The organism is Herbiconiux sp. 320_LB, from assembly GCF_059691755.1.
On the sequence record NZ_JCAWAD010000002.1, the window covers coordinates 100,142 to 120,809 of the forward strand.

General features: G+C 64.6%; 22 protein-coding genes and 1 pseudogene. 7 read left to right on the top strand and 16 right to left on the bottom strand.

Annotation, left to right across the window (positions count from 1 at the left end):
- Positions 1-29: 29 nt before the first annotated feature.
- The gene (locus AC59HU_RS04610) at positions 30-788 is read right to left on the bottom strand and encodes an SDR family NAD(P)-dependent oxidoreductase (protein ID WP_497222180.1); all 759 of its coding nucleotides are present in this window, start codon (positions 786-788) and stop codon (positions 30-32) included.
- A 107-nt stretch (positions 789-895) separates the two neighbouring features.
- On the opposite strand from AC59HU_RS04610, the gene AC59HU_RS04615 reads away from it, so the two are divergent.
- Positions 896-1,489 (top strand): TetR/AcrR family transcriptional regulator, encoded by a 594-nt coding sequence (locus AC59HU_RS04615; protein ID WP_497222181.1) that lies wholly within the window; start codon positions 896-898, stop codon positions 1,487-1,489.
- On the opposite strand, the gene AC59HU_RS04620 is transcribed toward AC59HU_RS04615, so the two are convergent.
- The 5 genes from AC59HU_RS04620 to AC59HU_RS04640 form a co-directional block, all read right to left on the bottom strand.
- Positions 1,486-2,208, bottom strand: a complete 723-nt coding sequence (locus tag AC59HU_RS04620; protein ID WP_497222182.1) for a dienelactone hydrolase family protein — start codon at positions 2,206-2,208, stop codon at positions 1,486-1,488. The two genes, AC59HU_RS04615 and AC59HU_RS04620, sit on opposite strands and share 4 nt — an antisense overlap.
- 218 nt (positions 2,209-2,426) lie before the next feature.
- Positions 2,427-2,798: a hypothetical protein gene (locus tag AC59HU_RS04625; protein WP_497222183.1), complete on the bottom strand. Its 372-nt coding sequence runs from the start codon at positions 2,796-2,798 to the stop codon at positions 2,427-2,429.
- Between the two features lie 26 nt (positions 2,799-2,824).
- A complete protein-coding gene (locus AC59HU_RS04630) occupies positions 2,825-3,988 on the bottom strand; it encodes an acyltransferase family protein (RefSeq protein ID WP_497222849.1) in 1,164 nt (387 codons plus the stop codon).
- Positions 3,989-4,059: 71 nt separating this feature from the next.
- A complete protein-coding gene (locus tag AC59HU_RS04635; RefSeq protein WP_497222184.1) occupies positions 4,060-4,524 on the bottom strand; it encodes a TetR family transcriptional regulator C-terminal domain-containing protein in 465 nt (154 codons plus the stop codon).
- A gap of 94 nt (positions 4,525-4,618) precedes the next feature.
- Positions 4,619-4,987, bottom strand: coding sequence for a hypothetical protein (locus tag AC59HU_RS04640; protein WP_497222185.1), 369 nt, complete (start codon positions 4,985-4,987; stop codon positions 4,619-4,621).
- A 161-nt stretch (positions 4,988-5,148) separates the two neighbouring features.
- Between AC59HU_RS04640 and AC59HU_RS04645 the strand changes: the two genes are divergently transcribed.
- The 3 genes from AC59HU_RS04645 (at position 5,149) to AC59HU_RS04655 (ending at position 6,600) form a co-directional block, all read left to right on the top strand.
- Positions 5,149-5,334, top strand: coding sequence for a hypothetical protein (locus AC59HU_RS04645; protein WP_497222186.1), 186 nt, complete (start codon positions 5,149-5,151; stop codon positions 5,332-5,334).
- 98 nt (positions 5,335-5,432) lie between these two features.
- A complete protein-coding gene (locus tag AC59HU_RS04650) occupies positions 5,433-6,140 on the top strand; it encodes a helix-turn-helix transcriptional regulator (RefSeq protein ID WP_497222187.1) in 708 nt (235 codons plus the stop codon).
- A gap of 76 nt (positions 6,141-6,216) precedes the next feature.
- On the top strand, positions 6,217-6,600 hold the full coding sequence (locus AC59HU_RS04655) for a VOC family protein (protein ID WP_497222188.1): 384 nt from the start codon (positions 6,217-6,219) through the stop codon (positions 6,598-6,600).
- Between the two features lie 643 nt (positions 6,601-7,243).
- On the opposite strand, the gene AC59HU_RS04660 is transcribed toward AC59HU_RS04655, so the two are convergent.
- Both AC59HU_RS04660 and AC59HU_RS04665 read right to left on the bottom strand, forming a co-directional pair.
- Positions 7,244-7,420 carry a hypothetical protein gene (locus tag AC59HU_RS04660; protein ID WP_497222189.1) on the bottom strand — a complete coding sequence of 59 codons (177 nt, stop codon included), beginning with the start codon at positions 7,418-7,420 and terminating at the stop codon, positions 7,244-7,246.
- A 105-nt stretch (positions 7,421-7,525) separates the two neighbouring features.
- Positions 7,526-7,675: a hypothetical protein gene (locus AC59HU_RS04665; RefSeq protein ID WP_497222190.1), complete on the bottom strand. Its 150-nt coding sequence runs from the start codon at positions 7,673-7,675 to the stop codon at positions 7,526-7,528.
- On the opposite strand from AC59HU_RS04665, the gene AC59HU_RS04670 reads away from it, so the two are divergent.
- Entirely contained in the window at positions 7,674-8,492 is an 819-nt protein-coding gene (locus AC59HU_RS04670) for a hypothetical protein (protein ID WP_497222191.1), read from the top strand. The two genes, AC59HU_RS04665 and AC59HU_RS04670, sit on opposite strands and share 2 nt — an antisense overlap.
- A 347-nt stretch (positions 8,493-8,839) precedes the next feature.
- On the opposite strand, the pseudogene AC59HU_RS04675 reads toward AC59HU_RS04670, so the two are convergent.
- Positions 8,840-9,148, bottom strand: a pseudogene (locus AC59HU_RS04675) (malate:quinone oxidoreductase); the annotation flags it as partial.
- A gap of 139 nt (positions 9,149-9,287) precedes the next feature.
- On the opposite strand from AC59HU_RS04675, the gene AC59HU_RS04680 reads away from it, so the two are divergent.
- Positions 9,288-10,469: an acyltransferase family protein gene (locus AC59HU_RS04680; RefSeq protein WP_497222192.1), complete on the top strand. Its 1,182-nt coding sequence runs from the start codon at positions 9,288-9,290 to the stop codon at positions 10,467-10,469.
- A gap of 610 nt (positions 10,470-11,079) precedes the next feature.
- On the opposite strand, the gene AC59HU_RS04685 is transcribed toward AC59HU_RS04680, so the two are convergent.
- The 7 genes from AC59HU_RS04685 to AC59HU_RS04715 all read right to left on the bottom strand — a co-directional run bounded on the left by AC59HU_RS04685 (position 11,080) and on the right by AC59HU_RS04715 (position 19,997).
- A complete protein-coding gene (locus AC59HU_RS04685; RefSeq protein WP_497222193.1) occupies positions 11,080-12,555 on the bottom strand; it encodes a malate:quinone oxidoreductase in 1,476 nt (491 codons plus the stop codon).
- Positions 12,556-12,668: 113 nt separating this feature from the next.
- Positions 12,669-13,286 carry an LPXTG cell wall anchor domain-containing protein gene (locus AC59HU_RS04690; protein WP_497222194.1) on the bottom strand — a complete coding sequence of 206 codons (618 nt, stop codon included), beginning with the start codon at positions 13,284-13,286 and terminating at the stop codon, positions 12,669-12,671.
- 72 nt (positions 13,287-13,358) lie between these two features.
- Positions 13,359-15,299: a DUF4012 domain-containing protein gene (locus AC59HU_RS04695; RefSeq protein ID WP_497222195.1), complete on the bottom strand. Its 1,941-nt coding sequence runs from the start codon at positions 15,297-15,299 to the stop codon at positions 13,359-13,361.
- Positions 15,300-15,331: 32 nt separating this feature from the next.
- Positions 15,332-16,639 carry a UDP-glucose dehydrogenase family protein gene (locus tag AC59HU_RS04700; RefSeq protein WP_497222196.1) on the bottom strand — a complete coding sequence of 436 codons (1,308 nt, stop codon included), beginning with the start codon at positions 16,637-16,639 and terminating at the stop codon, positions 15,332-15,334.
- A 70-nt stretch (positions 16,640-16,709) separates the two neighbouring features.
- Entirely contained in the window at positions 16,710-17,690 is a 981-nt protein-coding gene (locus AC59HU_RS04705) for a GDP-L-fucose synthase family protein (protein ID WP_497222197.1), read from the bottom strand.
- Positions 17,687-18,718, bottom strand: coding sequence for a GDP-mannose 4,6-dehydratase (gene gmd, locus AC59HU_RS04710; RefSeq protein WP_497222198.1), 1,032 nt, complete (start codon positions 18,716-18,718; stop codon positions 17,687-17,689). The genes AC59HU_RS04705 and gmd overlap by 4 nt, the downstream gene beginning before the upstream one ends.
- 34 nt (positions 18,719-18,752) lie before the next feature.
- Positions 18,753-19,997: a glycosyltransferase gene (locus AC59HU_RS04715; protein WP_497222199.1), complete on the bottom strand. Its 1,245-nt coding sequence runs from the start codon at positions 19,995-19,997 to the stop codon at positions 18,753-18,755.
- 50 nt (positions 19,998-20,047) lie between these two features.
- On the opposite strand from AC59HU_RS04715, the gene AC59HU_RS04720 reads away from it, so the two are divergent.
- Positions 20,048-20,650 carry an LbetaH domain-containing protein gene (locus tag AC59HU_RS04720; RefSeq protein WP_497222200.1) on the top strand — a complete coding sequence of 201 codons (603 nt, stop codon included), beginning with the start codon at positions 20,048-20,050 and terminating at the stop codon, positions 20,648-20,650.
- Positions 20,651-20,668 lie beyond the last annotated feature (18 nt).

Here is a 20,668-nt window from a genome sequence, read left to right on the forward strand (position 1 = left end):
GCGACGACGGAGCGGTGACCGCGCGCGGTTCACCAGGGCGCGCGGGTGCCGTCCCACGACCAGAGTGCGCCCGTCGGGCCGTCGTCCGGAAGGAAGGCCAGGCGGACCACCCCGGCCGCAGCCTCGGCCGGAGCATCTCCGACCGACATCCCGGCGATCAGATTCGTGCGCCGGAGGCCGGGCGCCAGCGCGTTCACCTTCGCGCGTTCGCCGAGCGCCTGGGCCGTGAGGAGGGTGACGGCATTGACCGCGGTCTTCGAACTGCGGTAGGCCAGCCCGCTACCCATCGCCCGCTCCCAGTCGAACTGCGGATTGGGGCCGCTGCTCCAGGCGAGCGACCCGGTTCCGCTGGACACAGTGACGATCCGCGGATGCGACGACCTCAGCAGAGCCGGCAGGAACGCCTGGGTGACCAGAACGACCCCGAAGACGTTCGTCTCGTAGGCGATACGCAGCTGATCCAGCGAGGTCTCGGCGATGCCCTCCGCCCCCGGGTTGACCCCGGCGTTGTTGACGAGGATGTCCACCTCGCCGATCGCCTCGGCCGCAGCGGCCACCGACGACGCATCCGTGACATCGAGCTGCACGGCCCGAGCCCCCGGGCCCAGCTGCTCGGCGGCGCGCCGGCCCTTCGCGAGATCGCGGGCGCCGACCCAGACGGTGAGCCCGTGGGCGACGAGCTGCCGCGCCGTCTCGAACCCGATGCCGCTGTTCGCCCCGGTCACCACGGCGACCGAGCCCGCTTCGGGGGCGCGCACCTCGTCGGGAAGCCGATCGATTCCAGTCATCTCTGTCTCCACTTCAATTCCGCCACCATCTCCAACTCCAACGGTAGAGTTGGAATATTACGCGCCTGGAGGCCGATCTCCAACCCCGGCGTTGGTAACCTGATCGGATGGCGTGGGACACCGAGGGCACGCGGCGGCGGCTGCGCGAGGCGGCGCTGGCCGAGTTCGCCGCGCGCGGCTTCGACGGCACGACCGTCGCATCGATCGCATCCCGGGCCGGGGTGAACAAGGAGAGGCTCTACAGCTACTTCGGCGACAAGAAGGCGCTCTGGGATCTGGTGCTGACCACCGAGCTCGAGCGCCTCGCCACGGCGGTCGAGCTCACCGGGGCCGGGCTGGATGACATCGGCGAGTTCGCCGGAGCGACCTACGACTACCACGCGGCGCATCCCGAACTGGGCCGCCTGCTCCAATGGGAAGGTCTGCAGGACGGCCCCCCGGCCCGAGCCGAGCTGCGCACGGGGCACTACCGCGAGAAGGTAGCCCGCATCGCCGCCGCCCAGAGCGACGGACTCCTCGACCCCGACATCGACCCGGCACACCTCGTCTTCACCCTGATCGCCCTGGCCGCCTGGTGGCAGACCGTGCCGCAGCTGGCCGAGATGATCACGGGAGCCGGCCCCGACGACGCGAAGGAGCGGGCTTCGCGCCGCCGCTTCGTGGTCGATGCAGCCCGCCGGCTCGCCTCCCCTCCCCGCTAGCCGCCCGCCGGCCGACCGAGATGGCGGGCGAAGAAGCGCATCGCCTCCTCCCCCGCGAACGCCGGCACGCCCGTGTGGCCGCCCAGGTTGGCCGAGAGGGTCTTCTCCGTCGAGCCGAAGGCGTCGAAGAGCTCGAGAGCCATGGCCCGGTCGTTGCCCTCGTCGTCCCACTGGAGGAGGACGTGGAGGGGAATGGTGATGCGGCGGGCCTCGTCCACGGTCTGGCGCGGCACGTAACTTCCGGCGAAGAGTCCGGCCGCCGCGATGCGCGAGTCGACGGCGGCGAGGCGCGTGCCGACCGCGATCACTCCGCCGGAGAAGCCCACGGTCTCGCCGATCTCGGGGCGGTCGAGCACCTCGTCGAGAGTGACCTGCCATTCGGGCACCGCCGCATCGACAAGCGGAAGGATCAGTCGATCGATGACGTCACCCGCGGGCTGCTCGCCGGCGGCGAGCCCACGGCGGAGGTCTGCTCGAGCCTCCTCGGCAACGGGCAGCGGGGTCCGGTCGCCGGCCCCGGGCGGCTCGATGCAGACCGTGGCGAAGCCGAACGCTGCGGCGCGCTGGGCCCGGGCGAGCAGGCGCGGGTACATCCGCCGCATCCCGAAACCGCCGGGCTGGCCCAGCAGGAGGAGCGGAACAGGTGCCGACGAGGAGGCCGTGGCCGGCGCCCACAGGATGCCGGAGAAGTCTCCGAGGGTGAACTCGCGCTCGGTCACGCCCCCGTGGAGAGATCGTTCAGAAGTGAGATGCATGGTCGTGCCTTTCGGAAGTGCTGCAACAAAGCGGCGCTCCCGGACGACGTCGACCTATCGCCCGACCGTGACTCCCGAGGGGAGCACCATCGTCATTTCGTTCACGGGTGCCACCTCCTCGGATTCCTGCACGGACGCCCCAGAGTACCAATACGCCGAGGCCCCCGCGAGAGCCGCCCGAGTCATTCCGGTCGTTTCGTGAACCCGAGGGCGAGCAGCGCCGCGGCTCCCCCACCGATCAGGCCGTACGCCACACCGGTCGTCGCCCACGAGCCGGACTGCACCGTGACGACATCTCCGGCCTCGCTGACGACCCATGAACACACCCGGCCGATGGGTGCGAAGCTCAGCGCTTCCGATACCCCCGCCGAGCTCTCGGGTGCGACCGCGTCGGCGACGAACGGCCCTTCCTGGTGGCAGGTCGGCTTCGTCGCCGCGAACATGAGCTGCGCCACGAGGAGCGTCCCGAGAACCAGACCGACGACCCCCACGACCACGATGGCCACCCGAAGACGCTTCACCCTGTTCGAGCGCGCCCTCACCTCCGCGCTCATGACCCGAGCCTAGGCGGGCCGAGCGATCAGCGGAAGGATGTGGGCCCCGGCGAGGCGTTCGACGAGAGACCGGCCGCGACCGCCGCGACCTCCGACCGCCGTGCGCGTGCCTCTAGGCGCGACTTCAACCGCTGGAACGGCCTCTCGACGAGCACGAGACTGACCGACGCCGCGACGAGCGTCAGCACGATGGTCCCGATCGCGTGCACCCAGTACCCGGAGCCCAACAGCCACAACGAGATCGGGAAGTTCCAGAGGTAGGCCGCGTACGAGATCACCCCGAGCCACAGCAGAGGCCGAAGCGCCGCGCTCGGCAGCACCCGCCAGTGCCGCACGTAATTGATCAGCACGACCGTGACCACCGCGATCACCGGCCCCGCCACGACGTACGCGAGCGCGAAGTTCTTGAGCTCGGGCACGAACGACAGGATGAGCAGCACCGCCACCGCGAGAACACCCACCCCCAGCGCCCCCGGCGAAGAAGCACCCGAACCCGAACCCGAATCCGACCCCGGCCCAGAACCCGACCCGATCCCCGGCAGCACCCGCGCAACCCTCTCGTGCCCCAAGAACCCCGCAGCCCCGATCACCATCGCCACCGCCCACGACGCCGGGTACGTGTACACGAGCCAGAACGACGGCGCTGCCGACGCCAACGTCACGACGCACACCGCCATGATCGCCAGCCCCGCCAACGCGACGACGACCCGGAGCCTCCGCCACCGCACCCCCAGCGTGAGCAGCAGCGGCCACAGCAGGTAGAACTGCTCCTCGGTCGCGAGCGTCCAGAGGTGACCGATCGCCGCTCCCCCGTGGTCGAACGGCAGGTTGCCCGTGTAGCTCAGCGCGACGAGAACCGTGCGACCCAGCACCGCCCGATCCCCCAGCGGATCGAACACCAGCGTCGCCACCACGATCCCAGCCACTACGAACGCGAGCGCCGGGAACAGCCGCAGCGCCCGGTTGCGATAGAACCGCCCGTAGGCCGCCTGCCCGCGCTCCACGACGTCCCGGTGGAGGATCGCCGTGATCAGGTACCCGCTCAGCGCGAAGAACATCACCACGCCCACGATCCCCGCCCCGCCGAACACCTCCGGAAACGAGTGCCGCAGCATCACGAGCAGAATGGCCACGCCCCGCAGCATGTCCAGCCCCTGGATGCGCGCCCCGGCCGCCCGCTCACCCCACATCACCCCCGAAGTCTAGAGTCCGCCTCGCCGCCGACCTCGGCCCGGGGGCATCGCCCAGACCTACGACCGACTCAGGTCCAGTCGCCGTCCTCCGTGCCGAGGTGCGCGCGCCCGAGCGGCGTGATCGGCACGGTGGCGAGGCTCGTGAACCCGATCTGCAGCAAGGTCGCCCGCGGCACCCCCGCGCGCCCGAGCGTCGACATCCCCTCGATGACCGCGCAGAAGTAGGTGCCGAGCGCCTCGGCATCCGCTGACGCCTCGATCTCGCCGGCATTCTGCGCATCCACGATGCACGCCGCGTAGTCGGCCCGGATCGAGTCGAACGCGCTCGCGACCGTGGCGGCGACCTCGGGAGTGAGGGTCGAGAGTTCGACGGCGGCCCGCAGGAACAGCGACGGCGGGGCCTGCGCCGAGCCGTGCTCGACCGCCGAGCTCACCAATTGCGTCCGGATGCGCACGATCGGGTCCTCCGCACTCTGCAGCACGGTCTTCACCGCATCCACGGCGCTGGCCGTGTCGCTGAGGAAGGCGCGCATGAAGAGCTCCTTCTTGCCGCCGAAGCGAAGCGCGCGCGGCCGCGCGGGACAGCACCGCCGCCGACAGCGAAGTCGCCACAGCCCGCCGTCACGACTACCCAGCGGCCTCCCCTGCCGAGGTCGAAAAGAAGAGATAGGCCGCGAGCGCGGAGGGCAGCAACAAACAGATGCTGGCGGCGACCATCGCGACGCCGAAGGCGGATGTGTGCCCCACGCCGAGCGACCTCGCCCGCGCCAAGACGCAGACGACCGCAACCGACAGCAGCTGCGCCCCGATCGCCAGGCAGGCGAAGACGGCGCCCTCCGTCTTCTGTCCCGCGAATATCCCTGCGAGGTACGCGAACGCGGCGAGCACCGCAGGAACGATCACCACACCCACGAGCAGCCAGAGCCAGAGAACCCCCGTATTCCAGGCGCGATCCTCGTCGCTGTAGGGCAACCGCTTCGTGACAAGTCCGGCCAAGACGAGCTCCCCTCCGCCACCCCACCGGCATCTCGACTCGAAACTACCGGCCCGCAATGAGACTTGCATCCCCATCTCGCCGACCGGCCACCGTCGCCCACCCACCGGCCCCCGAAAGGGGAGATTGCCCAATTCGTCACCTGTATGACAGTCTCGACATCATGCCTTTTCTCGCCGGCACGGCCGTCACGATCACCACCACCGGAGAGGTCGGCGTCATCGTCACCCCGCTCGACTCCGCCTTCTCCGCCGGCTTCCTCGGCGGCATCGGCAAGTCGATCGCCGTCTACGCGGTCCGCCACCTGACCGGCGAGATCCGCTACTACGACGGCCAGGTCCTGGTCTGAGAGCGATCGACTCTCACGAGCCCCGACCCGACAGGCCAAGTCGCGCCGCCGACGAGAACCTGAACACTCCGACGCCGCGGTCGAACTAGGGTCGAGACGTGACCCGCACCGACCGCCTCTACGCCCTCGTGGAGGAGCTCCGAGCCGTCTCCCCACGACCGCGGAGCGCCCGCTGGCTGGCCGACCGCTTCGGCGTCAGCTCCCGAACCGTCGAGCGCGACCTCTCGGCGCTGCAGCAGAGCGGCGTGCCGATCTGGGCCGAGCCGGGCCGCACCGGCGGCTACTGCCTCGACGCTTCGCACACGCTCGCTCCCTTGGGCTTCACCGTCGATGAAGCCCTGGCCATCATGGTCGCCCTGGGTTCGCTGACGACGAGCCCGTTCCAGGATGCGGCGACCTCGGCCCTACGCAAAGTCGTCGCCGTCACCGAGGCCGGCAGCTTGAGGGAGACGTCGGAGCTCGCGAACCGCATCCACCTCCTCGGCGACGAGAAGCCGGCCACGGCCCCCGATGGACTCGCGACGGCCCTGCGCACGGGCCATGTACTCCGCATCTCCTACGTCGACCGCACCGGCGCCACGACTGAGCGGGATGTCGAACCGATGGGCTTCGTCGGCAAGGGCGACCACTGGTTCCTGATCGCCTGGTGCCGGCTCCGCGACGGGCTCCGAGCGTTCCGAGGAGATCGCATCACCCGAGCAGAGCCCCTCCCCGAACGAGCACCGCGCCGCCCTCTCCGCGCCGACGACCTCGGCATCATCGAGGGCCGACTGCGCACCATCGGGCCGGGCGGAAATCCGCTCTAAACACCGACACGACGTTGTCGCTCGAGGGGGCGAGGATGATCTCGTCAGGCCGAACGGCCCGACGGAAGGAAAGACCATGAACCTCGCCTCGATCCGCATCATCACGAACGACCTCGACCGCCTCACCCACTTCTACGAGGTGGTGACAGGCCTCCCGGCCACGCGCCCCGCCCCCGTCTTCGCCGAGCTCCACACCCCCTCGGGCACCCTGGCGATCGCGACCCCCGCGACTGTGGCCATGCTCGGCGACCAGGTTCCCCAGCCCGCCGCCAACAACTCTCTCATCGTCGAGTTCGAGGTCGCAAACGTCGACGCCGCCTACGCCCGCCTCCAGTCCGAGCCCGGCATCCTCGCCGACGTCGTCCTCCCGCCGACCACCATGCCCTGGGGCAACCGCTCAACCCTCTTCCGAGACCCCGACGGCACCCTCGTGAACCTCTTCACCCGCCCGACCGCGTGAGCTAATCGTTCTGCACGCACCGTTTCCGGGCAGCTCGGCAGCCGCCTATACAACCGAGCACACCACGAGGAACTTCGACGCTCAAATCTGTGCACCATTCCGATGTTTATTGGACCCATCCCGTAGGCACTTCAGTCGTGCTATAAACGAACGCTTGCGTGAACGTGGGGCCTAGCGGCTCGCGCCCTGACAGGTCAAACAGCCGGGTGTGGTCAGATGACCTCATTCCGTGAGCCCACATGAACAGTCCGGCGCCAGCGACTTCGGTGTTCATAATGATTGCTTTGCCGACGTCTTGACCGAAACTTCGATTCAGGCCTTCAGACCCGCCGATTGCTCGGACGCGAGCTAGGCCTAGGCGCCCTAATCCAACAGCCGCTGCGGTAACCGCAGTCTCCAGGGTGTCGTTTCCCTCAGGGGCAATCACGCCGACTGCCTGGCTCAGTTCAGCCCACACAGCATTATTGACGCGCTCCTCTGAATCCCCGATATCGAACTGGGTGCCCGAACGAAGAACCGCCTCGTAGATCGCGTGATGCAGACGTATCTGGTTCGCTGTCATGCCGGTCGCCAGCCGCGCGTAGTACGCGCCTTCGTCGCCGACGCCCAAAGGTGACCTCGACGCGATCAAGAGGCCGGCGAGTTATTCCTGTTGCACGTCGTCGGAGATCCACGAGCCCTCATTCAGGACTTCGTAGAAGACGCGAGGCGGAACCGATTGGCTGTCGTCAGGCGGGACAGTACCAACGCGCGCCTGTACTTTCTCGCCGATGCCGAGCACGTTCTCCATCCGCGTTTGGGTCCACTGGCCGAAGGCCACCCCGACCGCCTTGAATGATGGTCCGGCTGCCCCAGTAGAGGCCGAGCGCTCCAGCACCTGTGAGCGCGTTGTCTCCAACCATGCCAAGGAGTTCAAGGCCGTCGCTCAACGGTTGTCCAGGTGGCTGCGGGCGCGCAGCATGGCGCTTCGGAGCCGATCGAGGTGTCGCTGGCGCAGTTTGCTAAGGCGTTCAGCGCGCCACGCGTGCCAGCGGGTCGAGAACTCCGCGTCAATCCAGGAAGTGAGCATGCTCATGAGTGAAGTATTCACCTCCTTCGCGCTACGGTCGAGAACCGGTCAGTTGCTCAACCAAACATCGACCTGGAAACATGCCGATATGCATACGCCTATCCCCGTCGATGTCGTCGACAGCTGGGTTGACTACGCCGCGCTCGCAATCGGCTTCGCGGGGACACTAGCAACCCTTATCGCCGTCCTATTGTCCTACCTCACCGCCAGACAGGCTCGCGCCGACCTGAAGATCGAGACCGGAAGACGCGAGGCGGCGGAAGCGCGAACTGTGGCAGCGCAGTTGGAGGTGGCCGAGGCGCAAGCGCGTGTATCTCGTGAGCTCGCCGACGAACAAGCTCAACGCGAACGTGATCGCTTTAATCGGGAACACTCGACCACGCCCGCGGAGCGGGCTCTGCGGCAGGCCGACCGCATTTCCGTCCATGGTCGCATCACGAAGCTTGCTAGCGATCTCCTCGGCAGCGTTGAGGGGGCGGTCTCGAACGCGAGCGACGCACCAATATTTGATGTGTCGCTCACGTTCGATCGGCAGTTCGGTGTGCCGATCGGCACCCCCGCCGGTCGAGGCGACGGAACACAGGAGTCTCCGCACGCGTCGTCGTTCTACGACCGCGTCGAACCGTCCCAAGTCCTCACTTTCAGCTGGTACGAGGTCCACATGTGGGGGCAGGAGATACGCGACAAAGAAGACGTTCCCACCGGGCCGAAATCGGAAAACGCCCCCGTCGTTCTGACGTTCACTGACGAGTTTGGTGACGAGTGGCGGCTAACCCCTGGTCCAACGCTCACATTGCTGAACCCGAAGAGGATCACAGGCTGACCGCGACGCTGCGACGGCTAGGCCACGTGAGCTCGCTCCACGAGGTCGTCTCGGACGGCGTTCGGGCAAAGAATCGCGAGCGACGCGCTGGCGTCGGGCATGGGGTGCACGGAGTCTGACGCGAGGTAGGTGTCGCGGGTTTCATCTCCCACAGTTGCACCGACACGTACCGTTCCAGTGAACGCGTACGTGACGGCCTTCCAGCGCGATGAAGCACCCGGGGTGCCCGGTGATGCAGACGGTGCCCCTTGAGTGTTCAGCTGCCAGATCGACCCCTTATAGCTGACGAGGTCCCCGTCGTTGTAGGTGCCGCCGGTTGGGTAGGCCGGGATTGTGCCGCCTCCCGCCGCCGTCGGCATGAACTCGCGAAGGGCTTCGAGCTTCTTCTTCTTGCTGGCGAGCAACTCTCCGATGAGGTACTTCATCAGGTCTCCGTTGTCGCGAGCGACCGCGAGCATCGGCCAGAGGTTGTGCAGCCGAATGGATGCGGGCAGGTCGAGCCACGAACCGGTCTTGAGGAACTTCGGGCTGAAGCCGGCGTAGGGGCCGAACAACAGCGACGACTGCCCATCGGCGACACGCGTATGGACGTGCGGCACCGACATCGGAGGTGCCCCGACGGCGGCCTTGCCGTAGACCTTCGCCTGGTGCCCCGCGGGAGCACTGCTCTAGTCCGATCAATGGTTCCCGCCTCCCTAAACAGGGCGGCGACAGGCGGTATTCGAATCGGATAGTGTCGACCGACTGAATGGTCAGGGTGCGGTGGCGCTCTCTTGGTAGCTAAGGGGAATTATCTTGAGTGACTTCGGTGTTCCGGCGCGTTCTCGACCGGACAATCGCGTCCTGAACATCTTTCGATCGGTAGCCGCACTGGCCGTAGTGTTCGGTCATGTCCGCCTGCTGTTATTCGAGGACTACTCGACCGCGGCCCATAACCCGGTGACGGCTGTCCTGTACTCACTCACAAGCCTCGGCTCAGAGGCAGTGATCGTGTTCTTCGTCATGAGCGGCTACTGGGTGGGCGGGTCAGCGATCGCAGCACTGCGGGCGGAGTCATTCAGTTGGGGGAACTACGCCAGCGCCCGCCTCACACGACTATGGCTTGTGCTCATCCCGGCTTTGCTCCTGACACTCCTGCTGGACAAATCCGGCGAGACGTTGTTCGCGTCGGCTGATGTCTATCGCCAGCCAGAACTGTACGTCAGTATCCCCGCGGACCCGTCTCACTCACCCCTTACTTTCATTGGCAACGTAGGGTTTCTCCAAGACCTCTACGTACCCATCTTTGGCACAAACAAACCGCTTTGGTCCTTGGCGTACGAGTTCTGGTACTACCTCCTGTTCCCGGCGCTCTTGGTGTGCTTCTGGCCTGGCCAAGGCGTCGCAAGGAAAGTGGTTGGGGCGGGGCTTGCCGTTCTCGCGATTATCATCAGTGGCCCCCTGGTCCTTGGGCTTTTCCCGGCGTGGGCGCTCGGTGCAGTCGTCGCGGGGTTTATGGGACCTATCAGCGGTTTCATTCTTTCTTTACCTACGCGGTTGCTCATGGTGGCTCGGATAGCAGCGATCCTATTGATCATCGGCGCGGCGGTTGCGGCGCACGAGGTGGAATTGCCATACCGAGCGAACGACATTATTTTGGCGTTGGTAACTGCGCTCGGCATGTGTTTCTTCGTGGTAGACGTCGGGTGGACAGGGAATTCCGGGAAAGTGCTCTCTGCCGCTAGTTGGACCGCGCACTCGTCGTATTCTCTGTACGCCACACACATGCCCGTCGCGGTTTTCGTCACTGCGATACTTGTTCCAAGTTTTGCCGGCAGGTGGGCCATAGGCCCTGTCTCGGGAACAATTTTCCTGGGAGTGATTGTCTTGTGCTGCTTGATCGCTTACATCTTCGCTCGCTTCACTGAACGAAAGACAGGTGCGGTGCGCAAGTGGACGAAGCGAATATTCTCGCGGGAACCGGTGCATGCGAAGTAGCTCCAGCTGAGCCCAGGCAAAGGAGTTCCGATGGCGGTTCTTGCGCCGAGATAGGGCGGGTGAGAGCGTCAGCGCGAGGACATGATGCTGGAGTGAACGCGCGGTTGGCCTGCTCGACACCGGGCCGGGAACAACCGCCCCCTGGGCTTTTTCCACTGCCGCGAGTGCCGCACGAACGTTCTCCCTGGCGAAGGCTGACGGGATCGCGACTGGCGGATCGTTGCCTGCGACGACCCAGTTTGATTAGACCAGCTGCACTCGGATAAGTTCGGGAGTCCGACTCGGAGCGTAATCAGGAGGGGACGTAGAGGATACTCACGGTCAGCTCATCACAATCTACGGCACGTTCGTAGGTGCGCCGCTCGTCGCCCGCGCGATCGCGGGTTGCGTATAGATCGTCGTGGGCCCGTCGATGTGGCCGATGTTCTAGGCGTTATGATCCGCTGGCATGCCGTGCGGTGATCATGCGCGCGCCTGGATTGCCGTCGGGCCAAACCATTGCAGCATGAGATGGGATCGTCGACGACTGCACCGACGAAAAGATTCGGGCTTTCGATGACCTGTAGGTGGGCAAGGAACGTGGTGTTTGGTTCTGCAACAGCTTGAGCGCTCAGCGCGAAAGCTCTAGCGTCTTCGCCGTCGACTCCAGCGTCTTCGCCGCCGTCGACTCGTTCTCGTTCAGACGGGTGCCGAGCGATGGGATGAGCTTGTTAAGCTTCTTCTCCCACGTCGGGTAAAGCTCGGGGAAGCACCGCTTGACCAGATCGACCATGATCGGCACCGCCGTCGAGGCCCCCGGAGACGCGCCGAGCAGGCCGGAGATCGACCCGTCCGCAGACGTGATGACCTCGGTTCCGAACTGAAGAACGCCGCCCTTCTTGGCGTCCTTCTTCATGACCTGCACGCGCTGGCCGGCGGTGATGAGGTACCAGTCTTCGGCCTCGGCCGTCGGCATGAACTCGCGAAGGGCTTCGAGCTTCTTCTTCTTGCTGGCGAGCAACTCTCCGATGAGGTACTTCATCAGGTCTCCGTTGTCGCGAGCGACCGCAAGCATCGGCCAGAGATTGTGTAGCCGAATGGATGCGGGCAGGTCGAGCCACGATCCCGTCTTGAGGAACTTCGGGCTGAAGCCGGCGTAGGGGCCGAACAACAGCGACGACTGGCCATCGACGACACGCGTGTCGAGGTGCGGCACTGACATCGGCGGGGCGCCGACGGCGGCCTTGCCGTAGACCTTCGCCTGGTGCTGCGCCACGACCTTCGGGTTGTCGGTGCGGAAGAACTGCCCGCTAATCGGGAACCCACCGAACCCCTTGATCTCGGGGATGTGCGCCTTCTGCAGCAGAGGAAGCGCGTGGCCGCCAGCGCCTACGAAGACGAACTTCGCGTTGATTTCGTAGGGCGTGTTCCCGACGAGCTCACGCACGCCGATCTTCCACGTTCCGTTCTTCTGCTTCTTGAGCTTCCGCACCTCGGTCTCGAGATGGATGTCTGCGCCATTGCGCTGCAGGTAATCGAAGAGCTGCGACGTGAGCGAGCCGAAATCGACGTCGGTGCCCGTCGTGATGCGGGTGGCGGCGATCTTCTCGCCCTTCACCCGGTCGCGGACGAGGAGCGGCGCCCACCCGTAGATCACATGAGGGTCGTCGCTGAACTCAATCCCCTTGAAGAGAGGCTCGTCCTTGAGCAGCTCGTACCGGCGCCGCAGGTAGTCGACGTTCGCCTCGCCTCGGACGAAGGTCATGTGCGGGGTCGGGTTGATGAAGGAAGTCGGATCGGGGATGACGCCCTCGTCGACGAGAGACGACCAGAACTGGCGGCTCACCTGGAACTGCTCGTTGATGGTCAGAGCCTTGGAGGCCTCGAGCGTGCCGTCCGGCGCCTCGGGCATGTAGTTGAGTTCGGCGAGTGCAGCATGCCCGGTGCCGGCGTTGTTCCACGGGTTCGAGCTCTCGAGCCCGACCTCGCTCAGCCGCTCGAAGACGACGATCGACCAGTCGGGCTGCAGCTGTTTGATCATGGTGCCGAGGGTGGCACTCATGATGCCCCCGCCAATCAGTGCAACGTCGACAGTCTTTGTGCTCACCAGCACAGTCTACGTCGCTTGTATACAAGGTCCACACAAGTGATCGGAACGTTAAACGACAAGACCCCCGCCTTGCGGCGGGGGCCCTGACATCGGGTGTCTGTCGGGAGGACTTAGTTGGTTGCCTTCTGACGACGAACGACCGTGAGAACGATCACGAACGCCGCACCGAGTGCGAGCAGTCCGCCACCGGCCCAGATGCCGAGCGTCGGGTCCATGGCGCCCGTGTTGGGCAGGCTGCCGTCGGACGACCCGGAGCCCACACCAGACTCGGATCCGGTACCGGCGCCGGAAGAGGCGGCGGCAGCGAACGTGACGTTCGCGATGTTGCCGGAGCTGAGGCCGGTCGCGGTGAGGGTGTACGAACCCGTCGCGTTGGCAGGCAGCGTCACAGTGACGCTGATCGATCCGTCGCTGGCGGCAGTCTTGGTCGTTGACGTGGAGCTCACCGCGGCGACCACGGAGGAGAGCGTTGCGCCCGCTCCGTTCTCACCGGTGAGCGTGAACTGGACCTGCTCGCCCGGCGTGAAGGCGCCAGCAGCGAACGTGATCGTTCCCGAGCCGCCCGGGGCAATGCTCGACGGAGCCGAAACAAGCGACCCATCGATGTAGGCGGCCTGAGCTGCGGCCGGAGCCGCGAAGATTGCGACTACGGCGATGGCCGCAGCAGCGAGTGCTTTCTTGAACATGATTGAGGTTCCCCACCCTTTGTGTTTGAAGGTCCAGTGCAATGAAACAGCGTCGGACCTAATTCGACCGACGCTGTCGTGGTGCAAATGAATCTCCTTAGAGGTTACAGGGAATTAGCAGCCAGAGGTACCACCGTATATTTCGGTTGAGTAAACAGTCGGTTTGATCATCGGCGTGACAGCGGGGCTCAGGGTCAATGGGTCTCCCGGCTGCCCGAGGAAGTCCACGGTGATCGTTCGACTTTCTCCGGGCGTGAGCTCCACCGGAACTACTCCGACTGTCCGCCCGCTGTCGAAGCTGGCGCTCGACTGCGCCCCGCTGAGACCGGGGTCGAGGTTCGTGATGATGGTCGCGTCTGTGAGGGGACCCGAACTCTCAGGACCGTAGACATAGACGACGGTCTTGATGTTTCCCCTGGGGACTCCGAACACAGATCCCCCCGTCACATAATCGGTTAGGGATCCCACCTCATCGGGGCGCACGGAGTTGGTGAGCGTGACGCTGATCCGGAATTCTGGCCGGGAGTCAGCTCGGCATAATTGCGAAGCGGTCGACACGGAGGTGTCGAGGTAATAGTCCATCTTCGCCCCCGTCCCATCGTTCAAATACACGCCGACGCCGGTGGAGTCGTCCGTGGTCAACGGAAGCGGGCCGCTCAGGCTCGTCGGAGCGAGCACCTCCTGGTCTTCACTGTGTGCGCTCCAGATTCGGAGCCGCCCTTCATTTCCCGCTTGAACGAGCGCACTGATGAGTTCTTTCGGCTTCACCCCGCCAGCCGACACGCGATCGAAGATCGTTTTCGCGGTGCCTGCGAAAACCGCGTCCTGCTCTGACGGCTCCGAGTACTTCGCGTAGACCTCGCTGAGGAGATATTGGACCGCATTGTCCGCGTTCAACTCCTCACCGGTCGGCAAATTGATCGGTCCGGTCGACTTCAGCAAGTAACTCAATGCCACGGGGTCGAAGGAGATCACGCCGTCGACGTCCTGGCCGAAGCGTTGCTTCCACATCGCCGAAGCGATTTGCCCGGAGAGTTCGAACTGTGGAACGAGGGTGGTGTTCTGGACGTATTGGGCCGGGCGTTCGCCGTAGAGGCCGAGGGTGTCGCTCGGGAGGGCGATTGCCGGCGGATTGAACGTGTCGAATGCGCCGCTCGACTCCTGCTGACGCAACTCCACTCTTCCGTTGTTCGTGTTGATCAACGCCAGGGCGCTGGTGACACCGCCGCCGGCGCGAACTTCGGCGGGGTTTTGGAAGACGAGGAGGTAATTCCGTTCCCCGTCCGCCCCCAGCATCGGCGGCAAGAGAGTCACCGCCTTGCTGACGCCTCTCATCAGTTGATCGGCGTTGTGGACAGTGCTCTGAAGTTTGTTCACCGCATCCGCAATCGGGCCGATCGTCGACGTGGTGTCGATGGCATCGGCCCTGTCTGCCGCGGCGGAGAGCGTCGAGGCGGCAGACAGGACGCTCTGTTGCACGGACAAGATTGGCGTCAGATCTACCGCGCCGTTCACCGGCTGGAAGCTCGCAAGCCCAAAGCTGGCAACGTTGTTCGCGAGCGGCCAGATTGCGTCGCTCGCGATCGAATCGGTTACCGCGGCAGCTTCGCGGAATGCGGTGAGGTTGGCACCGAGGCCAGGAACAATCTCTGCGGCTCGCCAGATTGGGTCGCCTGTCAAGCCCGCAGCCGCGGAGGCATGACTTTGTAGATTTGCAGCACTCGTTTTGGCCGAGTCGGTGTCCCCCGCAGCCAACTCGGTTTGGATTTCCGCCGCCAGAGGAATCGCAGCTTCAAGCTCGCTCTTCGCCAGCCACCCCCGAACCCCGATCCACGCGACCACGGCAACCAGCAGCACAACCACGCCCAGAATCGAGAAGCCGATGATTCTGGATCTCCGCTTTGCTGCACGGCGCCGCGAGCGCGATTTCTTGCGCGCGCCGCTAGAAGTACGCCTTTGGGATGACGAGCCGCGTTGCCGCTCAGACATTGGCGAATTGTGAGACGGCGGATCGTCTGGGCTCGCCCAGTACCTCATCCAGTCGTCGTCGCTCACGTCGTCGATTCAATCAGAAGAACGCTGAGAACCTAGGGGCGTCCCATGCCGATATATCTCCAGCCGGCATCTCGCCACGCGGCCGCGTCGAGGCAATTGCGTCCATCGACGACGATCTTTCCTGCGACCAGCGCTCCCACGGCATCCGGATCGAGTTCCCGGAATTCCTTCCATTCGGTCACGACAACGACGATGTCCGCATCCCGAAGCGCATCTTCTGCGGAGCTCGCGAACGCGAGCTGAGGGTAACGCCTCGCCGAGTTCGCCATCGCCTCGGGGTCGAAGGCCGATACGTCAGCACCGCGACCATGAAGTTGAACGGCCACGTCGAGGGCGGGCGAGTCTCTGATGTCATCGGAGTCGGGCTTGAACGCCAGGCCGAGCACGGCGACCTTTTTCTCGAACGGGCTGTCGCCCAGCTCCTCGACCACGAGGTCGACCACCCGCTGCCGACGACGGAGGTTGATCGCGTCGACCTCCTTGAGGAATGCGACTGATTCGCCGCGTCCGAGTTCTTCGGCACGAGCTGAGAATGCGCGAATGTCTTTCGGAAGGCATCCGCCGCCGAATCCGACTCCGGCGTTCAGGAATCTGCGACCGATCCGCGCGTCGAACCCGATCGCGTCCGCGAGCTGCGTGACGTCAGCACCGGTCACCTCGGCGATCTCCGCCATCGCGTTGATGAAGGAGATCTTCGTCGCCAGGAACGCATTCGCCGAAACCTTAACCAACTCAGCAGTCGCGTAATCGGTGACGACGAGCGGTGTGTCATTGGAAAGAGCGCGCGCGTAGACCTCGTCAAGCTGGGCTCTTGCCCGATCGCCGGTATCCCCTGCCGCAACACCGTAGACGAGACGATCTGGCGCGATCGTATCCTTGACGGCGAACCCTTCGCGAAGAAACTCAGGATTCCAGGCGAGCGACGCCCCGGTCGCTTCCACCATCTCCGCGAGTCGCGCCGCCGTGCCCACCGGGACGGTCGACTTCCCGACGACGAGGTCGCCTGGGGCCAGGTAGGGCAGAAGCGATTGCACAGCAGCGTTCACGTAGGTCAGGTCCGCCGCGTTCTCGCCCTTTTTCTGGGGAGTCCCCACAGCCACGAAATGCACGGTCGAGCCTCGGACGTCGGACATCTCGGTGGAGAATCTGAGCCGACCAGAGTCGCGAGCCGAGGTGAGGATCTCGGGAAGACCGGGCTCGAAGAACGGGGCACGTCCCTGCTGCAGCGCCTCGATCTTCGCGCTGTCGACGTCGATGCCGATCACGTCATGACCGATTTCCGCCATCGCCGCTGCGTGGACAGCGCCGAGGTAACCACAACCGATGACCGAAAGCTTCATGATCCCCTTTTTCGTTTTCGTTCACATAACAAGGAGCCTGGCTCGCACCAGACGCGCACAGCTGCGGAAGTTACTGCCGGATCGACTCGAGGTGGGCCCGGTACCACTCGACGGTGGACCGCAACCCGTCTTTCAACCCGATCTGAGAAGTCCAACCAGCGTCTCTGAGCTTGGACACGTCGAGGAGCTTCTGGGGTGTGCCGTCAGGCTTGGTCGTGTCCCACTCGGTAGAGCCTTCATAGCCGACGACCTGAGCGATCGTCTCCGCGATCTCGCGGATCGTGACGTCACTCCCGGTACCGACATTGACCTGCGCGGGACCGTCGTAGTGCTCGAGGAGGTGCAGGCAGGCTGCGGCCATGTCGTCGACGTGCAGGAACTCTCGTCTCGGAGTACCCGTCCCCCAGTTGGTGACGATGTCCGCGCCAGACTTGACGGCTTCGTCGTAACGACGAATCAGCGCGGGAAGAACGTGGGAGCCCTTCGGTGAGAAGTTGTCGCCCGGGCCGTAGAGGTTCGTTGGCATCGCGGAGATCCAGGGCTTGCCGTACTGACGTCGCACGGCTTGGATCTGCAGGATTCCGGCGATCTTCGCAATGGCGTAGGCGTCATTTGTCTCTTCGAGATGCCCGGTGAGAAGCGTGTCCTCTTTGATGGGCTGAGGAGCGAACTTCGGATAGATGCACGACGATCCCAGGAAGAGGAGTCGCTCGACCCCCACCTCCAGAGCGGCGTCGAGAACGTTCACCTGAATCTGCATGTTTTCGCTCAGGAAGTCGACCGGGTAGGTCGAGTTGGCGAGAATGCCGCCGACCTTCGCCGCGGCAAGCACGACATTTGTGGGACGCGTCTTGCGGAAGAATTCGAATACCTGCTCTCGATTCTTCAGATCGAGCTCGGAAGACGAGCGCCCGATCAGCTCTTCGAAACCTTCTGATTCGAGCTTTCGCCAGATCGCAGAGCCGACCAGTCCGCGGTGTCCCGCGACATAGAACGGCGCGGATCGGTCGAGGGGCGTCGGGGTGAACTCGACCTCGTCGCGCTCGCTCATGCTGTGCCCCAGCTCGCGAGCGAGACCTTGTCGATCCATGGTTTGCCTTCGTGCGCGAGAGCTGCGATGTCGGCGTCGACCATGATGCGTGCCAGTTCACCGGTGTCGACCGTGGCGACCCATCCGAGCTTCTCGCGGGCTTTCGAGGCATCGCCGACGAGCGCGTCGACCTCGGTAGGGCGAAGATAGCGCTCGTCAAAGCGGACATGTTTCTCCCAGTCGAGGCCGGCATGAGAGAACGCGGTCTCGAGGAAGTGCCTCACGGTGAAATTGCCTCCGGTTGCGAGCACGAAGTCTTCGGGCTCGTCTGCCTGGAGCATGCGCCACATGCCCTCGACGTACTCGGCGGCGTAGCCCCAGTCGCGGATCGCGTCGAGGTTGCCGAGATAGACGTGATCCTGCTTGCCGGCCTGGATGGCCGCGACCGCGCGCGTGATCTTTCGTGTGACGAAGGTCTCGCCTCGTCGAGGCGATTCATGATTGAACAGGATGCCGTTCACCGCGAACATGTCGTACGCCTCGCGGTAGTTCTTCGTGATCCAGAAGCTGTAGAGCTTCGCCGCGCCGTACGGCGAACGCGGATAGAAAGGGGTGTCCTCGTTCTGCGGCGGGGGCGTCGCTCCGTAGAGCTCCGACGAGGACGCCTGGTAGAAGCGGGTGTCGATTCCAGCGAGGCGCACCGCCTCGAGCAACCTGATCGTGCCGGTTCCCGTCGTATCCGCCGTGTGCTCCGGCTCGTCGAATGAGACCCTCACGTGCGACTGTGCCGCCAGGTTGTAGACCTCGTCGGGCTTGATCTCGGAGAGCAGCGTCACGAGGCGTGCGCCGTCGCTGAGGTCTCCGTAATGCAGGAAGAGCTTTGCACCCGGCTCGTGGGGGTCGACGTACAAGTGGTCGATCCGCGAGGTGTTGAACGTCGAAGCCCGCCTGATAAGGCCGTGGACCTCGTAGCCCTTCGCCAGCAGCAGTTCAGCGAGATACGAGCCGTCCTGGCCCGTGATGCCCGTTATAAATGCTCGTTTCGTCACGTGATCCCCATCTTTGTGTCGCAACAAGCGCCGCCTAACGGCTGCGCTCCGCTGCCAGGCCAACTAACCATTCAGCATAGTGATCGATGGCGGCCTCCGAGGAGAGCACCGAATTTCGGTAGGCGAGCCCGTTGCGGCCCAGGTCCTGTGCGCGGTCGGCGTCAGCGCAGAGCGACATCACGCCATTGAGAAGCGCTGCGGGATCTCCCGCGTCGACCCTGAGACCGCCCCCGGACGAATCGATCTCTCCAGCAGTGACGCTGCCTTCGTCGGTAGCTGCGACGACGGGACGCCCGGTACTGAAGTACGACGTCAGCTTGCTCGGAACCGCCATCTCGGCGAGGCCCGGCAGTTCGTTGACCAAGAGAACATCCGCGGCAGCGAGGGCAGCCTGGAATTCGCCGTTCGGGAGCGGTTCGATGAACTGGATGCGGTCGATGCCAGCCGCGCTCGCCACGAGATCATCCTTCTGATTCCCGCCACCCATCAGGACGAAGCGAACTGAGGCCCCACGTGCATCGGCGAGACGAGCGGAGGCCACCACGTTGTGCAGCCCCTGCTTCTTTCCCATGTTTCCGGCATGGAGCACGATGATGTCGTCTTCGCCCCAACCATGAGAAGAGCGGACGTCGGCGATGTCGACATCAGGTGCGGGCGGAAGGTGAGTCCAGTTTCGGATGACCTCGACCTTCTCGGCACGAACCTCCAGTCGGCTCACGGCATGGTTGGCGAACCGCTGGTGGATCACCGCCACCCCGTCCGTGTTGGCGAAAGTAGCCTTCTCGATCGCCGTCAGGACCCGCTCGGCTATGCCGCCGCCGTCGCCGGTCTCTGCGATACCGAGGCTGTAGAGGTCCTGCACCCAGATAGCTGTGGCCGGTCGCCGACCGAGCGGGAAACGAATTCGCCAGAGAGCCATCCATGACGACACGAGAGCCGGCGACACGAGGAGCACCACGTCGGGGCTGCCCCATCGAGTGAAAAGGAGCCGAACTCCGAAGCTGATCTCCGAGAACAGCCGCTGAATGCCATTCGGCTTCTTCGGGACGTAATGGCCGAGCCGTTCGACAGGCACACCCTTGACGGACTCCTGTCGGCGCCACCCTCCGTAGCCTTCGCGGACGCGCCATTCCGGGTAGTGAGGATGTGAAGTGACCACCCGGACGTGATGACCGCGTGCCTTCAGACCCTCGGCGAGCGAGGATGTGTACGGGGCGTTGCCCGTTGGCTCAGGTGCGTAGTTGAGCCCTAGGATGGCGATACGCAGACTTTCAGTCACGCGACGACCATAGCGCTACCGTGTTTCCAACTTGCAACGGGGAGAATGCAGTGAAGAGCGAAGCCAATGGTCGAAACCTAGACGCTGGGGTCCCGGTAATCGACCTTTCAGCAGCACCCGGCGAGCGTGCCGCGTGGGACCGTCCGAAGATCGTCGTGTACGTCTGGGCTCTCTTCGAGCTCATGTTCGTGACGAATGCGTGGCAGATCAGCTCCTCCCTCCGAACCAGAGTTCTGCGACTCTTCGGCGCCGAAATCGGCGAAGGGGTCGTCTTCCGGCCTCGTACCCGGGTCAAGTTCCCCTGGAAACTCCACATCGGGGATCGTTCGTGGATCGGCGAAGGCGTCTGGTTCCACAACCAAGACCACATCTACGTCGGCGACGACGTCGTCATCTCCCAGGAGACGATGCTCACGACAGGTAGCCATGCCCATCGACGTGACATGGCCCTGATCACCAAACCCATCGTCATCGAAGACGGCGCTTGGGTCACGTCCCGCTGCATGATCCTCGGGGGCGTCACGATCGGTAAGTCGGCGCTCGTGGGGCCGATGACCGTGGTGAAGAGAGATGTCCCTGACAACACCATGATCGGGCCCGCCCCCACCGCCGAGCTCGGTCGACGCTTCCCACATCGAAATCCCAGCGGATAGGCCCGGCTTCATGAGGAT